Raw genomic sequence first — 22374 nt, 5'->3', positions numbered from 1 at the left:
TTTAAATTTTACTTACTTTGGTTAATCTTGAAATACTTTGAGTCAAAAACTACTGACTCCAAATGAAATCAGCAGCCTCAATTTTTATTTGCCCAAAAACTTCATCAAAATATTGTAAGGTTTTGACCAAGTGCGTTGAAACCTGAGCGGGCCATGGAGTTCGCGTTCAAAAAAATCGGCATGCTTGGCATTGAGGTAATCTATTCTTAGTCTTTTTTTGTTATTTGTCCCTGTTTTTTTCCTCTTACTTTCTGGGGTCAGCCTATAGTAAAAGCCAATAAATGTAAGCTGCACAACTTCTCCTCCATTCTTTAACATTTTGATCCAAAACTCCCAGTCCTCTCTCCCCATCACCATATCTTCAGAAAACCCTCCAATATCATCAAAATCTTTTTTCCTAAATAAGGAAGCAACAAAAATCATATTGTCCCGAGCGAGTTGATATCTTGAAAAAGGCTTTAATTTCCAGAGTTTCTCTCCTTGATTACTAAACTTTACAGCTTTGCAATAAACTACTTTTACCTCAGCCTTTTTTTTCAACACCTCTATCGCTTTTTCGAGGTATTGAGGTGAAATTTTATCATCTCCATCAAGCGGTAAAATAAATTCTCCAGAAGCCAATCTGACACCGGAATTTCTAGCTTTTGCTACACCACCGTTTTTTTGATCAAGCAACTTCACTTCAGCATAGTTTTCTTTTATCTCTTCAGCTATGCTCAAAGAATTGTCAGTAGAACCATCGTTGACGATGATGATTTCGATAGGTCTATAGGTTGAAGCCAGAACAGAATCAACTGTTTCTTTGAGGTACTTCCCTTGATTGTAACAAGGAATCACTACAGACACCAAATCCTTCTCCATTAGGCAAAATATTTTTGAAATTGAGAATAACTCTTCTTAAGAGCCAAAGTGTTTGGTCCAAACTTTCTGGTATTGTATCCCATTTCTTGTAAGTGCGAAAGGTAATTCTGATAGTCACTTTCTGCTAAGCCTACATTTTCGAAAATAATAGCCTCAGGTTGGGTATTTGGAATGTCAAAAATGCGAATCACTTCCAAATCATAACCCTCAGCATCTATTTGTAAAAGATCTATTTTTGACAAATTGTATTTTTCCAGCAAGGTCTTTGGGGAGATGACATCAACTTCTTCCTCACTAATCCATTTACTTTTGTCTTGAGGGATTTCAATTCCAAACTTTGAACAATTGATTTCAACAATTCCATTTTGAAAAGCGTCTTCAATTTTTTCTTTTGAAAAAGAAGTCAAACCAGTTGCCCATCGCATATCAGAGAAAGCGATTTTATAAATTGGTAGAGAACCGTCCTCCTCTCCAATAGCCGCACAAAGCGTTACGATGCCTTTATTCTTGGAATAGATTTTCTTCAGAAATTGATTGAAAACAAATGATTGAGGTTCCAAAAGAACGCCTTTCCAATTGTCTCTTTTGATAAATTTATGAATAGGATCATGTGTAATTCCATCGTTTGCCCCAATTTGAATTACTGTAAAGCCTTCCTGCTTCTTAGACAAGGAATAGGAGTTGAGGAATCCACTTAGACTACCTTCTTTTGGGTTATAGAAATATTTATAAAACCCAAGAAATAAGGGGTTATTGGAAGCACTGAGATTAAATCTCAGAGACTTCCATTTACTTTGCAACTTTCTTTTGATAGGTAAGATGGACAAAGCTAATCGAGACATAGGCTGAATTGTTGATTTAAAACAAACCCCTAATCTACAATAATTTTGAAACTTGGATCATCATCCGTGTAATTGACGTTGATGATTTTTTCTGCTTTTTCTAACAAGACCTTGCTAGAGGTATTCAAATGGCGGATGTAAACAGTTTTCCCGAGTTTTTGGTAGCGTTCAGTTACTTTATGAATGGCATCAATACCTGAATGATCTACAATTCTACTTTCCGCAAAATCAATAACAATTTCATCTGGATCATTAGTGGGATCAAACTTTTGTCCGAAAGTCAACGCTGAGGCAAAAAACAAGGGACCAAAAACTTCATAATGCTTGACCCCATTTTCGTCTATTCGTTTTCTTGTACGGATCATTTTAGCATTTTGCCATGCAAAAACCAAAGCTGAAATAATTACCCCAATCAAGACTGCAAGTGCAAGATTATGTAAGAATACAGTTACCAAAGTCACGATCACCATCACCAAAACATCATGAAAAGGCACTTTACGAAAAACTTTCAATGAAGCCCATTCGAATGTTCCAATAGCCACCATAAACATCAGTCCCACCAATGCAGCCATTGGGACCATTTCTATATAAGTAGAAAGAAAAAGAATGAATACCAAAAGTCCTACTGAAGCCACAATTCCTGATATTCGGTTTCTTCCTCCCGCATTGACATTAATTAAAGATTGACCGATCATTGCACATCCTCCCATTCCACCGAAAAAGCCAGTGGTAAGATTCGCCACTCCTTGCGCTACACACTCTTTATTTCCATGTCCTCTAGTTTCTGTGATCTCATCAATCAAAGTCAGTGTCAGCAAGCTCTCAATCAATCCTACTCCAGCCATAATTGCTGAGTAAGGAAGAATAATCATAAAAGTCTCCAAATTCAAAGGAACCATTGGAAGATGAAATTCTGGTAATCCTCCACTGATCGAAGCCAAATCACCAACAGTACGGGTATCAACCCCTCCAAAAATCACAATGAAGGATACGGTAGTTATTGCCACCAATGCTGAAGGAACAGCACTGGTCAACTTCGGTAAAAATTTAATGATGATCATGGTCAAAGCAACAAGTGCCAGCATGATGTAGAGTGGGCTACCAGACATCCACTCTACAGCACCTGTTGCAGTAGTGAATTTAAACTGATCAAACTGCGCCATGGCAATTACTATTGCCAAACCATTTACAAAACCAAACATTACAGGGTGTGGAACTAGTCTGATTAATTTTCCTAGTTTTAAAACACCAACCAAAATCTGAATCAGACCCATCAAAATCACAGCCGCAAAAAGGTATTCTACACCATGAGTAGCTACTAAAGCTACCACAACTACAGCAATTGCTCCAGTCGCTCCTGAGATCATCCCAGGTCTACCACCTAAAATAGAAGTAATCAAACCAATGATAAAAGCAGTATAAAGCCCAATCAATGGACTTACGCCAGCGATCAATGAAAATGCAACTGCTTCAGGCACTAAAGCCAAGGCTACAGTCAACCCAGATAATACTTCATCTTTCAGATTTGCCTGCGTAGGTTTAAACAGGCGATAAAACATCTGTGTCATTGTTTTATAAATTTAATAGGAATGTAATATATGAAATGCACTCAGGCACATCTCCTTATCAAAAGATAATGAGTAATCTAGGTTAAAAATTATATATCAGGGTGGAGTACAAGTCATCCTGGAGGCTTGTGATTTGGTGAAAAGAAGGTGCAAAGCTATTCAATTTAAAGACAAAAGACAATTTGTTCTTTGGATTGCTGCCGATGTGTTATTTTTTTTCTTCAATTTTAACAAATGTTTCACAGCTGTCCACTTTGTCTTTCCACGAATCAAGTCTTTGAGTTTAAAAATGAATTTACTCACTGTCTTGAATGTGATTTCATTTTTAGAGAGCCTAAACAAAATTTTATTGGATCTGGTGAAAAGGAACATTATCAGAAGCATAAAAATGGCCCTCAATATAAAGGCTACGTATCATTTTTAATGCAAGCAATAGAGCCAATCAAAAATTATTTGAAGCCAAATCTTCGAGCTTTAGATTTTGGCTGTGGGCCTGGTCCAGCCATCAGTCATGTCCTTCAACCCTTCCAGATCCAATGTGATAATTATGACCCCTTTTTCTTTCCTGAAGGCATTGATGCAGGATCCTATGACTTTATTTTTGCTACTGAATGTGTGGAGCATTTTTATCAACCAAATCAAGAATTTGAAAAAATCTTAGGCCTTTTAAAAGTAGGTGGGATCCTTTCTATTATGACTGAAATCCACCCTGGATTAAATAACATCAATGTTTGGTATTATATCAAAGATGCTACACATGTTAGCTTTTATTCTGAAAAAACTTTTAAGTGGATAACTTTAAAATATAGTCTTCAAATTATATTTTCTGATCATAAAAGGGTGATAATTTTTAGAAAAAAATCATCTTGAAAACAAAAAAAAGGAAGACCAATTGAATTTGATCTCCCTTTTTATCACAATAAAATAACTTTGAATGCCTTATATCTTTTTGTTGAAATACTGCACAAGTTTAAAAATTTCCTGATCAAGCGCTTTGTTAGCCATCTCAAATCTTTCAGGTGTATTCACAGATTCTCTTACTGAAATGTAATAAGTCAATTTATCTTCAGAAGGAACCAATGAAATACTTACTCCTTCTACCGTTTCAATCTTAAGAATGTTTGTTCCTGAAATTGGATATTGATAAACTTTATCTGTTAGAATATTCTTTTTTACTCCTTTGTTGAAGTCAGTCACAGCACTTACCGAGAATATCTCCTCTAGGAATTTTGGACTTTTCCTGACTTCAGACATAAACTTATTGAGTTGCTTTCTGTGAATATCTAGGCTCAAATCTAGTGCAACCGCCTTTTCTTTGAAAAATCCATTGTAATAATAGACTTCAAGAAGTGCATCATAAATCGTCAATTCCTTAACTCTCTGAGCTCCTTCCAAGACAACCAATTGCTCTACTATATCTTCAAAACTCAAGTCTGAGTGCATCACTTGTTGATCAATATTGAATGCAGCTACTGGTAAATCTGCAAATTTTGCGTTGGTTTCTTTGAACATCGGCTCCAAACCGCCCGCAGGAATGATTTGGTCGAGGGTTTCTACATTTCCTTTGCGAGAAACTACATCCAATAAATCTGACATCAAGATAGATTTTAACAAATGCATTCCTTCATATTTCTTGGATTTGATCCATTCTTGGAGCAAAACAGCTGCAACTTGGTGAACATTAAGCACCATAAACGCTCCTGCGACGCCTCCCTTTTTCACAACTAAAGAAACTTTATTTTCCTCAGGTTCTACTGCTACGATAATATTATACCCTTGCTCCTTTGCTTGATCGATGGCAGGCTTTAGGGAGGTGAAATTAAATATCCTATCTTCCGGTGCCTCTTCTAAGACAAACTCTCCCACTTCATCAGCAGATTGAGCTAGCTTTTTGGCTAGTTTTGGCTGCTTATCGAAGGATACAAGGAGAACTTTATTTTGAATTGTTGTCGTGGGGGCTGCTTGAACTTCTGATTCTGTATTCATATTTTTATTTATTTCTCGGATTCATAAATGATAAAGCTTAAATTTCTTTAGAGCGGATTAATTGAATGCCTTGGAGGCAGCGGGCTTGGTGCGTTGTGCTGAGGCTTTGATGCGTTCAAAAAATCACAACATTGAATTCCGTTAATCTTCACAGCTAATCATCTTTCAAATTTACACATTCTATCAAGGACTCAAAAGCCGACTGTAACAAAAGACCCAATTTAACCCTTTATTTATTCTGATTTCACATAAAAAACGAAATGAAGTAGGAGAAATGAGTAATTCATTAGCTAAAAAGCAGTAATAAATTTTTTTACAAGAATATAAATTAAGATAGATTGACTCTTAATGGTTGAAAATTGAAACATCAGAATCCAATGCTCTTTTCCAAGTAGTCCGTACCTTGCAAGGAATTTCAAACCTACCTATTCCAGTGAATTATTTTCAATTTATTCAAAAGCACAAAGTTATGGTGTTTTTCGGCATCATGATGACAGCGCTGTCCAGTTTTGGGCAGACTTTTTTACTTGCACTCTACATTCCATTTTTGATTGAGGAATTTGCACTTTCCAATGGACTGATCAGTACATTTTATGGTGTAGCGACGATTACATCCGCAGCAATGCTTCCAAAAGTCGGGAAATTGATCGATACCATTTCTCTAAAAAAATTCACATTGGCTACAACTTTCCTATTCCTTGTAGCTTTGGTATTTTTCAGTTTCGCACAAACTTGGTGGTATATTCCGATTGCCTTTTTGGGATTAAGGCTAGCCGGTCAAGGCTTGTATTCCCATATTGCCATTACAACCATGTCGCGATATTTTGTAGAGAATAGAGGAAAGGCCATCTCCTTGGCTTCCTTGGGACATCCGCTTGGTCAGGCGGTATTGCCAGCAATTATTCTTTTGGTGATCACACAGATTGGTTGGCGGGAATCACTATGGATCAATGCCAGTTTAGTCGCTGTGATTGTGACGGGCTACACGCTTTTTGTAGTGAAGCCGAAGCACTTGGTTCCTGAAAGTGCATCTGAGACTTCAAATTCGAAAGACAAAAAAGAGATAGTTAAAGTAAGACAAAGAGACATCATGAAGTCCAAGGAATTTTTGCTCTTGGCTCCCAATATCTTTTTTATTCCTTTTGCGATTACAGGACTTTTCTTTTATCAATTCCCAATTGTAGAGTTCAAAGGATGGAGCGTTGGAGTAATCGCGGCAGGGCTGACCGCTTATGCTATTTCAAGTACGGTGAGCATCCTGACAGCAGGTCCTTTGATCGATAAATATAGGGCTAGGACTTTCTTTCCTTTCTATTTGATTCCATTTCTGATGGGGATATTTGTGATTTGGTTTGGCCAATCTCCAGTGGCTATGTATGTTTATATGGTTTTGATTGGACTATCGACAGGTTTTGGAAATGCTACCATAGCAGCACTGCAAGTGGAGTTTTTTGGGCAAAAATACATCGGGACGGTAAGGAGTTTGTTTACCTCCTTGATGGTTTTGAGTTCGGCTGTTGGTCCTGCGCTTTATGGGATTCTTTTAGATACAGGCTTTAGCCTTTAGCTTTGATGTGGTCTTTGGAGTGACGGCTTTGATTTTGGTTTTAATTATTCTCCAATCTTTCCGCTCCATCCCTAAATATTCCCGAGCGAAATGGAAATATAAGTTGAGGAAGCGGAGGGGGAAGCTGTGACTGACTGAAGCAGATTAGTCTAAGGAGTGCTTTTCATTTTCAAGGTATTCATCAAAATATTTTCTGACTTTCTAATACTTTGTAAAAATAAACACATTACAACATGCTTATTTGATACAAAAATGTAAGAATAAGCAATTTTCAAAAGATTTTCCCTCTTATTTGAACAAGGGTAAGCTGGGAATGTAGTGGGATTTACTTTTTGGGATTTTGGATCAATGCCACCTCTGCAGCTAAGAAAAAGTTCAACCCTTTCAGGGTTGGTGATTTCTCAGGTAACATTTCTTTGTAATAAATTGAACCCTATATCTCTGCGATCCTTTGTGCCCTCTGCGGTAAACATAAGATGATCAAACCAACATAGTCTATGTAAGGGATATATTCTTTATTCCTCTATACAAAAAATCAAAGTCATGCTACCAAAGTCAAGTCTTGATTCTTGCTTCTAATCTCTTAATTCTTACCTCTAGCTTCTAGTCTCTCGCATCTAACCCCCTATTTTATTCCCTTTCTGTCCCATTCTAAACTTACTTTTGGGTGAACCGATAATCTGGGAATTGTAAATCCCTGCATGTCCACTGAAGATATAAGCTGTCACACAAGCTACTCCGATAAAAATCCCTGACTCAGCATCAAAGAGTTCTATACCCATCAGCGTACAAGCAAGCGGCGTATTGGTCGCTCCCGAGAAAACTCCCACAAAACCCATCCCCGCCAAAAGTGCAACAGGCAAGGGAATCAAGAAAGCTAGTGCATTGCCCAAGGTGGCGCCGGTGTAGAATAATGGCGTTACTTCTCCCCCTTTGAAACCTGCCCCGAGTGTTAAGGATGTCATTCCAATTTTTGCTAAAAAATCATACCAAGGCAAATCCTCTGTAAAAGCATCTACTATGGTGGGAATTCCCAACCCAATATACTTCGTCGTCCCCATTGCAAATACAAGCAAAGCAACCAAAACGCCCCCAACCACAGGTCTCAAGGGTGGGTATTTGATGTATTTCTTAAATATTTCACTCCAAAAATGTGTTGCCTTAGCAAATAATCTTCCCGCCAAACCAAAACATATTCCAGCAGGAATAATCCATAGCAAGTTGATCAAATTGAGGTTGGGTAAAATAGGAATTTCGTATTGAGTATGATGGACTTCCCATAATTCCGCACATGCATAATGTGCGACAAAAGCGCCGATAAAAGCTGGCAAAATCGCTTCATAGCGAATTCTCCCAATCACCAACCACTCCAAAGCAAAAACTGCACCCGCCAAGGGCGTCCCAAATACAGAAGCAAAACCTGCTGCCACTCCAATGGTAATCAATATTCTTCGATCTTCTTTTTTGAGCTTAAACCACTTCGTAAACTGATCTGCTATCGCTCCACCCATCTGCACCGCTGTCCCTTCTCGTCCTGCCGAACCCCCAAAAAGATGCGTCACCAGCGTTCCGAAAAGCACCAAAGGAGCCATTCTAAGAGGGATGGTTTGCTGTGGATTATAGAATTCCTCTAAGAGTTGGTTGTTCCCCTTGACTACATTCTGACCATATTGATGATAGGTCCAGCCAATTAGCAATCCGCCCAAAGGCAATAGCGCAATGATCCAAATATTGGACTCTCGATATTCGGTAACCCAATGCAGGGAAACCAAAAATCCTGCTGATGCAGAACCAGCCAAAAGACCAATAATCGTGGCTATCAAAAGCCATTTGATGGTAAATTGGAAACTTGGGAAAAACTCTTCTTTTGAAAACTCTTTAATTTTTAAATATGCCATAGCCCACTCCAACAAGAGATAAAGGTGAAATCTTCCTTCGAGAAATCCCGATAAAGAAGAAAATGAAAGTTGAAGTAGGAGTCATCAGCACCAAAAATGGGCGGTTGAAGGTGGAACCCCATCACCTAAGCATCACAAAAATAGAAAATAATGATTCTAAAGCTAAGGCAAGCCTTTCCTTTTTTATCAAAATAATTATGTCTAACTTTTAAATATTAAAACAAAGACATCCTTTTTTGATTATTTTAACTAAGAAAAGTTAACCAGCAAAACATGAAAAACATTTTGATCACAGGAGGATCTGGATTGGTAGGAAAACGAATCACAGCACATTTAGAAGCGAAAGGACATGCAGTCGCGTGGCTTAGCCGATCTCCTGATAAATACAAACAAAAATCATTTTCTTGGGATGTAGAAGCGATGAAAATCGACCAAGAAGCCATTGAATGGGCTGATGCTGTCATCCACTTGGCAGGCGAAGGTGTGGCAGATAGCCGCTGGACGGCCAAGAGAAAACAAGCGATTCTTGAAAGCAGAACGCATTCCACACAGATTTTAGCTGAAGCAATATCAAAAGCGGAAAATAAACCGAGTTCATTTATCGCAGCAAGTGCTGTAGGTTATTATGGGTTCAATACCAAAAATGACATCATCACAGAAAACAGTCCTGCCGGAGATGATTTCTTGGCTCAGGTAGTTATAGCTTGGGAAAATGAAAGCAAAAAGCTAGAAAAACAAGGTTTGAGAACAGTCATGTTGCGAATCGGTATCGTGCTGGATGAATCTGGTGGAGCGCTCAAAGAAATGCTCAAGCCACCTGTTGCCGCTCCATTGGGCTCGGGCGAACAATGGATGAGTTGGATTCAGATTGAAGATTTGGCAAGGATGTTTGTTTTTGCGATAGATAATGAATCCTTATCGGGTGTGTTCAATGCCGTAGGTCCAAAACCAGTAACGAATAGAACGCTCACTCAAAGTGCTGCAAAGAAAATCAATAAGCTGTTTGTTGGCGTTGGTGTTCCCGGATTTTTGTTGAAAATTATTTTGGGGGAAATGGCGCAGATGGTCCTTGGAGGAAACAAAGCGAGTTCCAAAAAAATCGAAGCCGCTGGTTTCCAATTCCGCTATCCAAGCATCGAAGAAGCGCTAGAGAAGACTTTTAAATAAATGGTTGTAAGGTTTTAAGGTTAAAAAGTTTCAAAGTTGGTGGGGTAGCGAAGTGGATATTTAAAATTTTGAAAGTTATAAATTTTAACGTTGATGGGGTAGCTAAGAAATAATTTTAAAGCTGGAAAGTTTTAAGGTTTTAAGGTTGATGGAATAGCTAGATTTTGTTGATCTGCAGAGTGAAAAAGCTTTGTGCTCGTGGTGAAACCTTGGTGCTCTTCGTGGTTAAAAAATTTGAAGTGGATTTAGAATAATAAAGTAATGTCCACACTTTATCACTTTGTACAACTCGTCCGTGGCGAATTGTACTAAAAAACGAAACTCCGCTCCTACCCTGACTTTGCGAGAAACTAACCGTATTAAGAAGTCCCCTTTCTACCGAAGAGAAACCAAAGAATGGTGCCAAGAAGTGGCAAAAACAAGACCACTAGGATCCAGACAATTTTGTCATTTCCTCCACCACCGAATTTTCTTGTCAACACATCATAAATTGTATAGGCGTAAATCAAAAGGCCCACTATTCCCAATCCAAACATAGTATTTTATTTAAAGTGATTAAATTGATTGAAATTATTAATTTTCTGATTTGGTGCAATTATCCAATAGATAATCATGCCTATGGGATTTGTAAAAATTAAATCCAAAATCCAAATCAGCTTCATGTTTGGATCTTTGAAATTAGACCTGACTATATCCACTAAAGTAATGATCCAAAAGACGAAAAAAGCAAAAGCTACTATCGAAAAGAGAATCAATATAAAACTTCCGGGACTTATACTTCCTATAAATAATAAATTCATCTGTATCTAAGTTTTTGTTTTCTGGCAATTTGACTATAAAGAAAAGGAGCAAGTGGATTTGCAAAAATCAAAATCACAACCCAAAGCAACTTTATTGAATTATCCGTAAATTCGGACTTTATTAAATCTACCAAACACCAAAGCCAAAGTATTCCATAAAGAGCTATAGTAAATATAATGGCATTTGGGATGAAGCTTGGCATAGATGACGGCGTTATAAATTCCATACTCTTTTGTTTAAAGTGAAAAACGAAGAAAACGAATCTACTAAAAATAGTTTAAATCACTCTATTCATATCTATAAAATAATTCAAATATGATTTTAAAAAGAAGTTTATTCCTGCTCTTTAGCTTTATCACTTCGGTAAGTTTTGCACAAATTGACCTCCAATATCATCTCCCCGAAAACCACACCTACAATCCAGATATCCCAACACCAAAAGAAGTGTTGGGCTTCGAAGTGGGTGAATGGCATGCTTCCTACGATCAGGTGGTCATGTACATGAAAACCCTTGCGGCTGCCTCCGATCGGGTAACGATCCAAGAAATTGGCAGAACTTACGAGCAAAGACCACAGCTCACTTTGACCATTACAAGTCCATCGAATCACAATCAGATAGATGAAATCAAGGCTGAAAGAAAAAAACTCCGACAGCCAAATGCGGCTGTGAATATCAAGGATATGCCAATTGTCGTATATGCAGGCTACTCTGTTCATGGCAATGAACCTTCAGCAGTCAATGCTTCTCTGCTTGCCGCTTATCACTTTGCTGCAGCCAATGAAATTGAATCAGATTTAGAAGATGTGATTATCTTGATTGATCCTGCCTTGAACCCTGATGGAGTAAATAGATTTGCTTCTTGGGTGAATTCCCATAAAAGCTATGTTCCAAATGGCGATCCCGTCAATAGGGAGCTGAATGAGCCGTGGCCAAGAGGAAGAACCAATCATTATTGGTTTGACTTGAATAGAGACTGGCTGCCTGTTCAGCATCCTGAGTCGAGAAATCGCGTGGCAGTGATCCAAGATTGGTTGCCAAATATTCAGCTTGATTTCCATGAAATGGGAACGAATAGTACTTTCTTTTTCCAGCCGGGAGTCCCTGCTAGAAATCATCCTTTGACACCAAAGAAAAATTTTGAATTGACTGAGAAAATCGGGCAATATCATGCCAAGTACCTTGATAACATTGGTTCACTTTACTACAGTCAAGAGAATTTCGATGATTTCTATTATGGAAAAGGCTCCACTTATCCTGACGTACAAGGTTCGATTGGAATTCTATTTGAGCAAGCCTCTTCGCGAGGCCACCTTCAGGAAAGCATTTATGGTCCTGTGAGATTTGAATTTACGATCAAAAATCAATTTACAACCACACTTTCTTCCTTTGAAGCGGCAACAGAAATGCGGGTAGAAATGAATCAATATTTACGTGATTTCTACACTGAGGCCAAGTCAGAATCTGATTCAGACACCAACAAAGCCTATATTTTTGGCGCCAAAGAAGATGGTGGAAAAATTTTCCATCTAGCAGATATTATTCTTCAGCATGACATTGATGTCTTTAGCTTGAAAGAAGACATCACAGTGAATGGAATGGAATTCAAAAAAGACAAAGCCTATATCGTCCCACTCAATCAACCTCAATACAGGTTGGTCAAAGGGATTTTTGAAACAAGAACAAGCTTTGCAGACAGTCTATTCTATGACGTATCTGCATGGACGTTGCCTATGGCATTTAATGTTGAACATATGGCATTGAGTAGCCGAATCTTAAATTTAGCGAGTGTAGAGCAAGTTGATAAAAGCTTAAAACTTCCAAAGGGTCAAGTAATCGGTGGGGCTGGCGCTTATGCTTATGCTTTTGAGTGGACTGAATATTACGCACCAAAAGCTGCTTATGAGTTAATGGACAAAGGCTACCTAGTCCGTGTAAGTCATGCCGAGATGGAAACTGAGGGTGAAGTCAAATTCAAAAGAGGCAGCATCTTTATCAGCAAGGGATTGTCAAAAGTAAGCGATCAGGAGTTTTACAATGATCTCCAAGCAGCTGCCAAAACCTCAGGCGTAGAAATCTATGCTATCAGCAGTGGCTACACCAAAGGAGTCAATGTGGGTTCACCAAGCCTTGATGTCTTGAACAAACCAAGTATCGCAATGCTGGTAGATGGAGGTGTTTCGAGTAGTGAAGCTGGAGAAATCTGGCATTTGCTTGATCAAAGGTATGAAATGCCAATCACGCTGATGCCCATGGATCGATTCAACGGAACAGATATTAATCGATATAACACGATCATACTTCCAAATGGAAGTTATTATAGTTTAGGAAAATCAGGTGCCGAAAAGTTGAAAGGCTGGGTAAGCGCTGGAGGGACATTAATCGCTCGTGGTTCAGCGTTGAATTGGTTGGATCAAAATGAAATCGGTTCTTTCAAATTCAAAGTTGATTCAGAAGATAAAAAGGATGAAAGCACAATTCAAAAACCTTATGCCGATTACAGTAATGCAACCGGAGCAAGGGTAACGGGAGGCGCAATCTTCAATGTCAAACTTGATATCACACATCCATTAGGGTATGGCTATACAAGTCCTGATTTATTCACTTTCAGAAGTGGGAATCAATTTATGCAGCCATCTGCAAATGCCTACGCCAATCCAATGATTTACACCTCTGAGCCCTTGGCAAGCGGTTATGTCCACCTCAGCAACCTAGAGCAGATGAAAGATTCAGCTGCCATTCGTGTAGCTACAGTTGGTCGAGGTCGAGTAATCGGTTTTGTTGACAACCCCAACTTTAGAGCATTCTGGTTTGGTACCAACAAATTGTTTATGAATGCGATTTTCTTCGGGAGTACCATTAATGGAGGAACGGGGAGATAGAGATTTGATTATCCGCAATGAAGTCAGTAGTTACATTCCCCCGAAAGCTTTCGGGGGAATAATAGCGGATAATCGACGATAGTCAAAAGCTTATGAGCTGTAGCGTTTTCAACCGATGATTTGAATTCAATAAAGAATTGATTTAGGTAAAATTAAATATGAAAAATATATCAATCATATTATTCTTCTTCCTTATTGCATCATGTTCATCAAAGGAAAAAAACCACAACTCTACTATTGAGGTTGATGATAATTATCAAGAAGATCAAAACTTTGAAAATTATATTCATAAATACGGATTTGCTGAAAATGACACTCCCGCTTGGTATATGAAGGATACTGACGGAATAGTAATTGAAGAAATAGCCGAAAGCTTTGAAAAATCATCTGTTGAGATCCAAGGCTTTACTTTAGACAGCTTACTAAAAGGAAATGCTGTCAAAAATCTGGGATTAACGCTAAATAATAGTAGATCTGAAATCAATTTCAATGATTATTTGAATGAAAAAAAGACCTTGTACTTAACTGAAAAAAATAATCTGCTCAAACATATCAGCATCTATGATTTAAGGGCAATTGATGTTTCTCTTGAAGAAATCAATTTAAGTACGCTAAACCTGGTTAGTTATAAAAATAAATATCCAGGGTCTTACAGTTTAAGGAATTTGTTTAATTTGTCAGCTTCTTCACATTTAGCACCTTTAGATTCTGTCAAATCCATTCTACATACATTTTTATGGACAAGCAATGGAAGATTAGACTTGATTTGGGTTAACGAAAGACCGCACATGCTTGATTATTGGGTGTTTTAAAAAACAAAGCCCCAAGGAACCCTTGGGGCATGTTTGATTTCCGGAGTTAACCTCCCTTTAATTAACCTAATCCAATCTATTTTTTTCTAGCTATTATGAATTAATAATTTCCCCATTAATTCAACCTGTCTCTCTCCTCAGTACTTCCACTTCGGTTAGAAATTCTAAAGCTTTCGCCTTGGGCAAATTTGTATCTTAATGTTAACCTTACGCCTTGGTTGCTGCGGTATTGTCTGAAAGAAGTATCAATTTGCTCAAAGTTGACATTCGCTCTGATGACCTGAGTTCTCAGTAAATCTGTTCCGTTGACAGTTAAGGTGAATTTGTCCTTCGCAAATGACTTGGTAATACCTGCATCCAATCCACCCATGGCTCCGATAGTGGCCTGACCCCAAAGCATCGGTCCCATATACATCCCAATTAATTCTGCTATGAAGCCTTTTGGTAGGATAAAGTTATGCTGGCTTCGCATCATGTAAGACACCTGAGAGACATCCAATAAAGCATCACCAATCATCGATTTCCACTTCATATAATTTGCCTGAACCATGTTGTTTGTATTCCACCAAGGTGTAATTTCTATGGGAACAATCGCCCTGAAATTCAAATTCTGTGATTTATCTAGGTTCGAAGTAAAGGTGGTCGTCGTTCTTGACGCTTCATCCTGTTCAAAGATCTGCTGGAAAACATCGGTGGTCAGTGCATAACTAAAACTGAATTGATATGCTCCTTTGATGATATGATTCATTTCCAAGTTGTGTGCATACTGTGGTCTGAGGTTTGGATTTCCTCGTTCGGTTGTCAGCGGATCAATGTAGAACACAAAAGGATTGAGTAAGCGATAGTTTGGTCTGGTGATTCTTCTGTTGGCATTATACACGATCTGATAATCCTTGCTCACTTTGTGCTGAATGAAGACACTTGGGAAAAGGTTGAAGTATTTTTGTTCGTTTTCTTGTTCCAAAGTCACAGAAGTGCCCAAAATATCTGAGTATTCCCCCCTTAATCCAGCTTGGAAACTCACTTTTTCGGAAAACTTACTTTTGTAGGAAGCATAAGCTGCCAGTACATTTTCTCTGTAGATAAATCGATTGCTATTAGGGTCGGGCATGTATGGTTCTTCTTCTTCAGCACGTGCCAAATCAAGGTTATTGTCAGATTTCACCCAGCTTCCTTTTACCCCTGTCTCCAAAACTCTTCCCTTCCCAAAAGGCTTCACAAAATCTGCTTTGGCTGTGAATATGTTATAATCCATATTGTTCAAGTTGCGGATTCTATCCATCGAAGCTTGATCTTCATTTTGATTGAACCAATAGGCATTGGACAATACAGCCGATGCATCAGAATGCATATTGGTGAAGTCAAAATCTGCGGTAAGCTTTGTTCACAAAGTGTCCAACAAGCCAACATAGTGGAGATTCGTGAAGAATCGCTGTCTTTTATTTTCACTGTCATTCAATGACCTTAAGAAATTTCTGTCCGTCGTCCCAGGATTAGAAATTTCGGTCAAGGCATCGCTGACATCCACTCCATTAGAGCCTGAAGCTTGAACACTCACACCTACACTGTGATTTTTATTAATTTCATAGTCAGACCCTCCGCTGAAAAACAAACTTTTGTTTCTGGTAGTGATTCTACTGTTTTGATCAAAGTTGGAAATCCCTTCCTCCAATTGGAAATTCCTGTTGATTTCAAGGTCGTTGAATACAGCATATTCACTGTAATTCAAACTGGCATTGTTTGTCCATTTTCCTTTTTTGGCATTGATAGTGACACCTGTATTAGGGGCAAACTGACCATTGTACTGTCCTCCTACCTGCACGTTTCCGAATACTCCATCCAGATTGCTTTTCTTCAACTTGATATTGATCACTCCTGCACCACCTTCTGCATCATACCTTGAAGTTGGATTGTTGATGATTTCCAAGCTTTTGATGTTGTCGGCAGGCATGGCTCTGAGGAAATTTGCCAAGTCATCTGCACTCATGTAGGTTTGTCTGTCATTGATCATGACGGTGACGCCTGACCGACCATTGAGATTGATATTGCCATCTTGATCGACATAGACTCCTGGAGACCTACCGATCACATCAAGTGCTGTATTGCCTTCAGCCATGACAGTTCCTTCTATATTGACGGTGGTTTTATTTGGTTCAATGATGACTTCAGGCCGGTTTGCCCGGACAGTCACTTCACCTAAGGCAGCTACTTCTTCTGTTACTATCACTGCACCAAAATCTTTCTTTTCGCCTGCTTTCATCATAAAAGCTTCAGAGGTGAAAGTTTCATATCCGATAGAGGAAACCATCAGCTTCACATTTCCCGAACGGGCTGATTCTAGGGTGAAATTTCCGGACTCATCAGTCACGGAGCCGGTAATCATATTTTCAGACTCCGCATCCACCAACATCACGTTAGCGAATGGAAGCACTTCTCCCTTTTGATCCTTCACATGGCCTTGGATCACGGCAATCTCTTTTGCTGCTATGTTGCTCACACCCAAAAGGAAAGCAAAAAAGATGGTAAAAACTTGGATAGAAATTTTCATTGGTTTAGAAATTAATTGTGTCTGAGTTATTTGGTACAGACCAGTATGAAAAAGCAGTGCCAAGAGAGATTTTAATTTATAATATGTTGATTATCATTATATTATATAAATTCAAAAAAATATCTTTGTTCCAATTCCGAACAGTTTGATTGTTCGCTTTGGGTACAATGGGAGTGATGAATTGTAGTGCGGGGTTCCAAATCTCAACTAGGAGTAGATTGCATCTACGCTATAATATAAATCTACACTTACGCTTTCTAAAGTTTGGTAACTTCTTATCGTAGAATAGACTAAGCGTAGATTGCATCTAAGCCAAACTATTCTGTGAATTTGCAATTCTATTTCTAAAAATATTGAATACCCTTTTATTAAAGGTGAAAGATTAGCATAAGTTTAAATATATCCCCTATATCGTGGTATACATATATAACCAATTGATTATAAATTTGATATATGAGAATTTCTTCCAAAGAATTAAGGCTTGAACATGGGCAGCTTGACTATTATTTTTTAAAACTATTTATTAAATTGAAACAGGTTAGATTTTTGACTCGTCTTAACATTATCAGGGATTAGATTACTTGAGTCAGATTCGAAAGCCATAAAAACTGTAGAAATAATGAAAAATAAAAAGATTCAATCAGTAAGAGCGTGGGGGGTTGGATTGCTGTTTTTGGTATTAATGATGATAGCTTCTTGTCAGGAAGATGCTGCTCCAGATGATGAATTGAGATGTCAGGTGGAGGCAATAGATGGCTCAGAAGACGATGTAGTAGGAAAATGGAAATACGTGTTAAGAAAAAATTTCAGAATGATTGACGGTACAATGGAGATAACTGATCTTTCCTGTGAAGAAATCACATTGCATTTCAAATCAGAGGGTATGGTTGAAGTTAATAACCAAAGCCAAATCTGGTTTTTTGAATCTGGTGATAAATTACCTTTTGAATTATTACCAGCTGATACAGGAACTGGTTTTTCGTTAAAAATAGGTTCGTCAACTAGGCCTGCTAGTATTTCTAAAAGTAAAATGATTTGGAATAGCATGCCTCTTGATGGAGGGATATCTGAATTCATCAGAATCGAATAAGTTGAGAAAAGACTGGCTTATCACATTTCAGGACGCTACTATATCCACATCTACTACAAAGAAGCGATCATTAGAAAGCAGATCAAAGTGGAATAGATCAGGAGAAAGAAGCGAGGAAAAAGAAGAAAGGTGAACTGTACCTACCTCCATAATTTCAAATAATAGAACGTGAACAATACTTGAAAGCTCTTCTATTAAAGGTGAAAGATTATCATACCATTTAAATTTACCCCCCAAATCGGAGTATAAATGTATATCTAATTGATTATAAATTTGATATAGGAGTATTTCTTCCAAAGAATTAAGACTTGAACATGGACACCTTGCCTATTATTTTTAAAAACTATTTCTTAAATTGAGACAAGTTAACGTTGGGGTACGTCTCGATATTAGGACGCATCTTGAAAGTTTTAAGCGACAATCAATTGATGAGTAACTTAATTTGTCATATAGTTTTGTTTCCATTTTAATTTAAAATTATGATTGAAAAATATAAAAAGATACTGCACCAAATTGTAAAATTAAAGTTTCTGGTTTCAACACCTCTAGTAATATTTTTATCTGCTGCCTGTATGGAGCAAAACAACCAAGTATGCGAAGAGTCTACTCCTATAGGATTTGACATTACTGCTTTGCTGGTCGATGAACTCGACTGTGTTTTAATAGAGCAGACTGAACAGGATCAACAAACATTTAAGATCACATCACAAAGTAAATTTGAAGAACTGTTGACTTGCCAAACCCCTTTAACTGAAATAGATTTTGAAAATGAATTTATTGTTGGAGGTCAAGTGAAATCTTATCAATGTGGGAGTTTTAAAGAAGCGTTTTCTGAAAGAAAATGTGATAAAATCAAAATTGGAGTGAATATTCAGCCACAAGACTGCACTGGTATAACTGATGTTTTGTTTTTTGTTTCTTTACCTATAGAATACTTAGATAGTGACGTAGAATTTGAATTTATAAAGTTTGAACTATGAAAAATCTATTTACATTCATATTTACCTATTTGGTGATTTTTTCCCTTTATGGCCAGCATTATTATTACTACAAGGGTGTGAAGCAACCTTTGGAGCTGATGGATAACAAAAAATATATTCTTTTAGATAAAAATATTGACAGACAAAGCTTTGCTAGGCTTTTGAAAATAGAAAACTCTCAAATAAATGAATTCCGTACAACTGCTTTTTCTAAATATTTAAAAAGAAATCCAGGTATTGACATGGAGATGCAATGGGCTGTAGTTTCAGATTTGCGAGAGCCTGAATTACTCAAAAGGATATCCAATTCATACGTAGCTCCATACTTTAAAACTGAAAATGGCAAAGAGGTTGGGTTATCCCATTTGTTGTACGTCAAACTTTTTAATCAGAATGATTTTTCGGTATTGGATTCTATTACACAAGTCCATAATGTTGAAATTTTAGGCAATAACCAGTTTATGCCCTTATGGTATGTTTTGGCATGTTCTGAAAAATCAGATAGAAACGCCTTGGAAATAGCCAATTACTTCTTTGAAACAGGATTGTTTAAATCGTCCCAGCCGGACTTAATGGAGGATAATATTTCAGCCTGCGTAAATGACCTCCAATTCAATACCCAATGGTCATTGTTAAATACAGGTCAGAATGGTGGTACAGCAGGTGCAGATATAAAAATATGTCCCGCGTGGGAGATTTCTACCGGATGTGAAGATATAATTGTTGCAGTGCTCGATCAGGGATTGGAGCCTCATGAAGATTTGAATAATATTCTACCTCTAAGATTTAATACAGAGGTTGGGATTCCCCCATTTGGAGATCATGGAATGCTAGTAAGTGGGATTCTTGGAGCTGAAAGAAACAATTCTATTGGTATTGCAGGTATAAGTTATGATAGTCCATTAATGGATATAGCTAACAGTTTAATGTCAGTTCCAGGTTCAAGGATCGCTAGAGCAGATGGAATAAATTGGGCTTGGGAAAACCAAGCAAGTGTAATAAATAATTCCTGGGGTTCAAGTGTTATATATGATGTTATCGATGAAGCTATAGAAAATGCTGTAATCAATGGAAGAAATGGTTTAGGATCGATCGTCGTTTTTGCTACTGGAAATGATTCTAATAATTCAATTGGATACCCTTCCACAAATCCTCATGCAATTGCAGTAGGTGCAACGAATAGAAACGACCAAAGAGCCTCTTTTTCCAACTATGGGACAGGCATTGATGTGGTAGCACCTGGGCAGGATATTAGGACTACCACATTGAATGATGGATACGCAACTGTATCAGGCACCTCCTTTGCCGCTCCTCAGGTTGCAGGAATTGCAGCTTTAATTCTTTCGGTAAACCCTAGTCTAACCCAACAGGAAGTCAGAAATATAATTGAGAGTACTGCAGACAAAGTAGGTGGTTATAACTACACATTAGGAGCAGGAGAAAACTCTAATCTCACTTGGAATAATCAAATGGGTTATGGTCGAGTAAATGCTGAAAAAGCTGTAAAAGCAGCCTTACCCACCATTTCAGGCCCCGACAACCTCTGCTCCACATCTTCCTATTCTCTTCAAAACCAACCTACTGGAAGTACGGTCTCTTGGTCTGTTTCTCCTACAAATTTATTCTCGGGAGCTACCTCGGGGACAGGTGCTACAGTCAATTTAAGTCCAGCCAACAGTTCAGTTTCAGGATCAGCCACCCTTACTTTTAGTGTCACGACAGATTGTGGAATTGTGGATATAGAAAAAAGTATTTGGATTGGTGAGGCTGCAGTTAATTGGATAGAATTTTCAAATAGCGCAAATGAGTTTGAACAATGGTGTTCGAGTCATGATGGCAACATCTTTAATATTTATTACCAGATGTCTCCTGATAATGCGCAGTGGGAGGCTAGGCTCCTGCGTTGGCCTAGCCTTACTGTAGCATACACATCTTCACAAGTATATACAGGCAGTGGACCACATCAACTGTATCATATCCCACCATTTCCAACCTTAGATAATGGCTATTATGTATTTCAAATGCGAAATATCAATGGTTGCAATCCGTCTGATTGGGTGTCTTACTACGAAATAGAATACGTGGATTGTACAGAATATAATGAAGATCCTTTTAGAGTCTATCCTAATCCCACCACTGACTACGTGACCGTCAGTAAAGTAAGCCATCAAAAACTTGGGGAAGAAATACAAAGAGATCAAACGTCTTTTGAAGTAAGTCTTTTCGATGTCGTGGGACAGGAAATCATCAGCAGGGCAGCAGCCACAGATGAAGCAACCCTAGACCTCAGCAAACTCAAAAAGGGACGCTACTATATCCACATCTACTACAAAGAAGCGATTATTAGAAAGCAAATCAAAGTGGAATAGGTCAGGAAAAAGGGGCGAGGAAAGATAAGAAAGGTGAACTGTACCTACCTTATATAATTTTTGAATATTAGAACTGGACAATCCTTGAATGCTCTTTTATTAAGGGTGAAAGATTAGCATACGTTTATATATATCACCCAAATCGCGGTATGATTATATAACTAATTGATTATAAATTTGAGATATGAGTATTTTTTCCAATGAATTAAATGTTTGAACATAGGCAGTTTGACTATTATTCTTAAAAACTATTTATTAAATTGAGGACATATTATTTTTTGGATACGTCTTGATATCGAAAATGATACTTCATAGAAAAGAATTTGATATGAAAAAATTAAGCAACTTATTGATTTTGGGAATGATCATGTTGGGGTCTTGTACAGAAGACGGTATACCTAATCCTCCAGTAGAAGTGGAAGCTCAGCTTACAAATACAGACGGAGAACCCACTTGGGTTTTTCAGGAAGGAGAAGATATTTTATTCGAATACTCCATAATAAACCTGACGGAGGAGACGCTCACTTGGTATTTCGACAGTCTGTTTAATTTCCAAGGGATGTTTACAGTCTATAAGGACGTAGCTCCAAATCCGGAAATGCCAAACGGGGGAGTTGTCAAAATAGGTTCTCCGCAAACAGGGAAATTGTTTAGGGATGCTAGACTAGGTAGAGTTTTACCTGAAAATGGTGAAATGAAGGTAATATTATCTTGGTTAGGAGATAGTGAATACACGTATATGTTTGATAAATGGTCTATTTTTTACCATGAAGAAAGAAATGCACTACCTCCAGGGAAGTATTTTACGGAATTTGAACAAAGGATTAACTTCGCAAAGTTCAATCCATTTTATGGGAAATTCAGGATTGATTTTGAAATAAGGTAAGACTTGAACATGGGCAACTTTACTTTTATTTTTTAAAACTATTTATTAAATTGAAACAGGTTAGATTTTTGACTCGTCTTAATATTATCAGGGATTAGATTACTTGAGTCAGATTCGAA

19 protein-coding genes, 1 pseudogene and 1 riboswitch are annotated in these 22374 nt (G+C 37.8%); of the genes and pseudogenes, 9 read left to right on the top strand and 11 right to left on the bottom strand.

Annotation, left to right across the window (positions count from 1 at the left end):
• Nucleotides 1-84: 84 nt before the first annotated feature.
• Genes BELBA_RS07440 through BELBA_RS07430 form a run of 3 tightly spaced genes read right to left on the bottom strand, consistent with a single transcriptional unit; the run spans nucleotide 85 to nucleotide 3271 of the window.
• On the bottom strand, nucleotides 85-861 hold the full coding sequence (locus BELBA_RS07440; protein ID WP_014772120.1) for a glycosyltransferase family 2 protein: 777 nt from the start codon (nucleotides 859-861) through the stop codon (nucleotides 85-87).
• Complete coding sequence (locus BELBA_RS07435) at nucleotides 861-1703, bottom strand: FkbM family methyltransferase (protein WP_014772119.1); 843 nt, start codon at nucleotides 1701-1703, stop codon at nucleotides 861-863. Before BELBA_RS07435 ends, BELBA_RS07440 begins: the two co-directional genes overlap by 1 nt.
• A 29-nt stretch (nucleotides 1704-1732) precedes the next feature.
• Entirely contained in the window at nucleotides 1733-3271 is a 1539-nt protein-coding gene (locus tag BELBA_RS07430) for a SulP family inorganic anion transporter (protein ID WP_014772118.1), read from the bottom strand.
• A 234-nt stretch (nucleotides 3272-3505) separates the two neighbouring features.
• On the opposite strand from BELBA_RS07430, the gene BELBA_RS07425 reads away from it, so the two are divergent.
• Nucleotides 3506-4141, top strand: coding sequence for a class I SAM-dependent methyltransferase (locus BELBA_RS07425; protein WP_014772117.1), 636 nt, complete (start codon nucleotides 3506-3508; stop codon nucleotides 4139-4141).
• Nucleotides 4142-4210: 69 nt separating this feature from the next.
• Here the strand turns inward: BELBA_RS07425 and BELBA_RS07420 are convergent, their stop codons facing one another.
• Complete coding sequence (locus BELBA_RS07420; RefSeq protein ID WP_041779277.1) at nucleotides 4211-5257, bottom strand: hypothetical protein; 1047 nt, start codon at nucleotides 5255-5257, stop codon at nucleotides 4211-4213.
• A gap of 352 nt (nucleotides 5258-5609) precedes the next feature.
• Between BELBA_RS07420 and BELBA_RS07415 the strand changes: the two genes are divergently transcribed.
• Complete coding sequence (locus BELBA_RS07415) at nucleotides 5610-6824, top strand: MFS transporter (RefSeq protein WP_014772116.1); 1215 nt, start codon at nucleotides 5610-5612, stop codon at nucleotides 6822-6824.
• Nucleotides 6825-7441: 617 nt separating this feature from the next.
• Here BELBA_RS07415 and BELBA_RS07410 read toward each other — a convergent pair.
• Nucleotides 7442-8722, bottom strand: coding sequence for a voltage-gated chloride channel family protein (locus tag BELBA_RS07410; RefSeq protein ID WP_014772115.1), 1281 nt, complete (start codon nucleotides 8720-8722; stop codon nucleotides 7442-7444).
• A 68-nt stretch (nucleotides 8723-8790) separates the two neighbouring features.
• Nucleotides 8791-8857, bottom strand: a riboswitch (Fluoride riboswitch).
• 138 nt (nucleotides 8858-8995) lie between these two features.
• On the opposite strand from BELBA_RS07410, the gene BELBA_RS07405 reads away from it, so the two are divergent.
• Complete coding sequence (locus BELBA_RS07405; protein WP_014772113.1) at nucleotides 8996-9889, top strand: TIGR01777 family oxidoreductase; 894 nt, start codon at nucleotides 8996-8998, stop codon at nucleotides 9887-9889.
• A 359-nt stretch (nucleotides 9890-10248) separates the two neighbouring features.
• Here BELBA_RS07405 and BELBA_RS19275 read toward each other — a convergent pair whose 3' ends face one another.
• From BELBA_RS19275 to BELBA_RS07395, 3 genes are read right to left on the bottom strand one after another with little or no spacing between them, the layout of a single operon-like run.
• Nucleotides 10249-10425 carry a PLDc N-terminal domain-containing protein gene (locus tag BELBA_RS19275; protein WP_014772112.1) on the bottom strand — a complete coding sequence of 59 codons (177 nt, stop codon included), beginning with the start codon at nucleotides 10423-10425 and terminating at the stop codon, nucleotides 10249-10251.
• A gap of 6 nt (nucleotides 10426-10431) precedes the next feature.
• On the bottom strand, nucleotides 10432-10689 hold the full coding sequence (locus tag BELBA_RS07400; protein WP_014772111.1) for a PLDc N-terminal domain-containing protein: 258 nt from the start codon (nucleotides 10687-10689) through the stop codon (nucleotides 10432-10434).
• Nucleotides 10686-10892, bottom strand: coding sequence for a PLDc N-terminal domain-containing protein (locus BELBA_RS07395; protein WP_014772110.1), 207 nt, complete (start codon nucleotides 10890-10892; stop codon nucleotides 10686-10688). Before BELBA_RS07395 ends, BELBA_RS07400 begins: the two co-directional genes overlap by 4 nt.
• 113 nt (nucleotides 10893-11005) lie before the next feature.
• Between BELBA_RS07395 and BELBA_RS07390 the strand changes: the two genes are divergently transcribed.
• Complete coding sequence (locus BELBA_RS07390) at nucleotides 11006-13570, top strand: M14 family metallopeptidase (RefSeq protein WP_014772109.1); 2565 nt, start codon at nucleotides 11006-11008, stop codon at nucleotides 13568-13570.
• A gap of 158 nt (nucleotides 13571-13728) precedes the next feature.
• On the top strand, nucleotides 13729-14382 hold the full coding sequence (locus tag BELBA_RS07385; RefSeq protein WP_014772108.1) for a hypothetical protein: 654 nt from the start codon (nucleotides 13729-13731) through the stop codon (nucleotides 14380-14382).
• 115 nt (nucleotides 14383-14497) lie between these two features.
• On the opposite strand, the pseudogene BELBA_RS20405 reads toward BELBA_RS07385, so the two are convergent.
• A pseudogene (locus BELBA_RS20405) lies at nucleotides 14498-15751 on the bottom strand (outer membrane beta-barrel family protein); the annotation flags it as partial.
• A 15-nt stretch (nucleotides 15752-15766) separates the two neighbouring features.
• Nucleotides 15767-16930 (bottom strand): TonB-dependent receptor, encoded by a 1164-nt coding sequence (locus BELBA_RS20400; RefSeq protein ID WP_342626400.1) that lies wholly within the window; start codon nucleotides 16928-16930, stop codon nucleotides 15767-15769.
• Nucleotides 16931-17549: 619 nt separating this feature from the next.
• Between BELBA_RS20400 and BELBA_RS07375 the strand changes: the two genes are divergently transcribed.
• Entirely contained in the window at nucleotides 17550-18020 is a 471-nt protein-coding gene (locus tag BELBA_RS07375) for a hypothetical protein (RefSeq protein ID WP_014772103.1), read from the top strand.
• Between the two features lie 27 nt (nucleotides 18021-18047).
• Here BELBA_RS07375 and BELBA_RS19630 read toward each other — a convergent pair whose 3' ends face one another.
• On the bottom strand, nucleotides 18048-18317 hold the full coding sequence (locus BELBA_RS19630; protein ID WP_014772107.1) for a hypothetical protein: 270 nt from the start codon (nucleotides 18315-18317) through the stop codon (nucleotides 18048-18050).
• A 182-nt stretch (nucleotides 18318-18499) separates the two neighbouring features.
• Between BELBA_RS19630 and BELBA_RS07370 the strand changes: the two genes are divergently transcribed.
• From BELBA_RS07370 to BELBA_RS07360, 3 genes are all read left to right on the top strand, one after another.
• Nucleotides 18500-19000, top strand: coding sequence for a hypothetical protein (locus tag BELBA_RS07370; RefSeq protein WP_014772106.1), 501 nt, complete (start codon nucleotides 18500-18502; stop codon nucleotides 18998-19000).
• Entirely contained in the window at nucleotides 18997-21369 is a 2373-nt protein-coding gene (locus BELBA_RS07365; protein WP_014772105.1) for a S8 family serine peptidase, read from the top strand. Before BELBA_RS07370 ends, BELBA_RS07365 begins: the two co-directional genes overlap by 4 nt.
• Before the next feature lie 328 nt (nucleotides 21370-21697).
• Complete coding sequence (locus BELBA_RS07360) at nucleotides 21698-22255, top strand: hypothetical protein (RefSeq protein ID WP_014772104.1); 558 nt, start codon at nucleotides 21698-21700, stop codon at nucleotides 22253-22255.
• Nucleotides 22256-22374 lie beyond the last annotated feature (119 nt).

It is taken from the genome of Belliella baltica DSM 15883, assembly GCF_000265405.1.
In the GTDB taxonomy this organism is placed as follows: Bacteria; Bacteroidota; Bacteroidia; order Cytophagales; family Cyclobacteriaceae; genus Belliella; species Belliella baltica.
The sequence above is the reverse complement of the archived record's forward strand: the minus strand, read 5'-3'. Positions and strand labels throughout refer to the sequence as shown.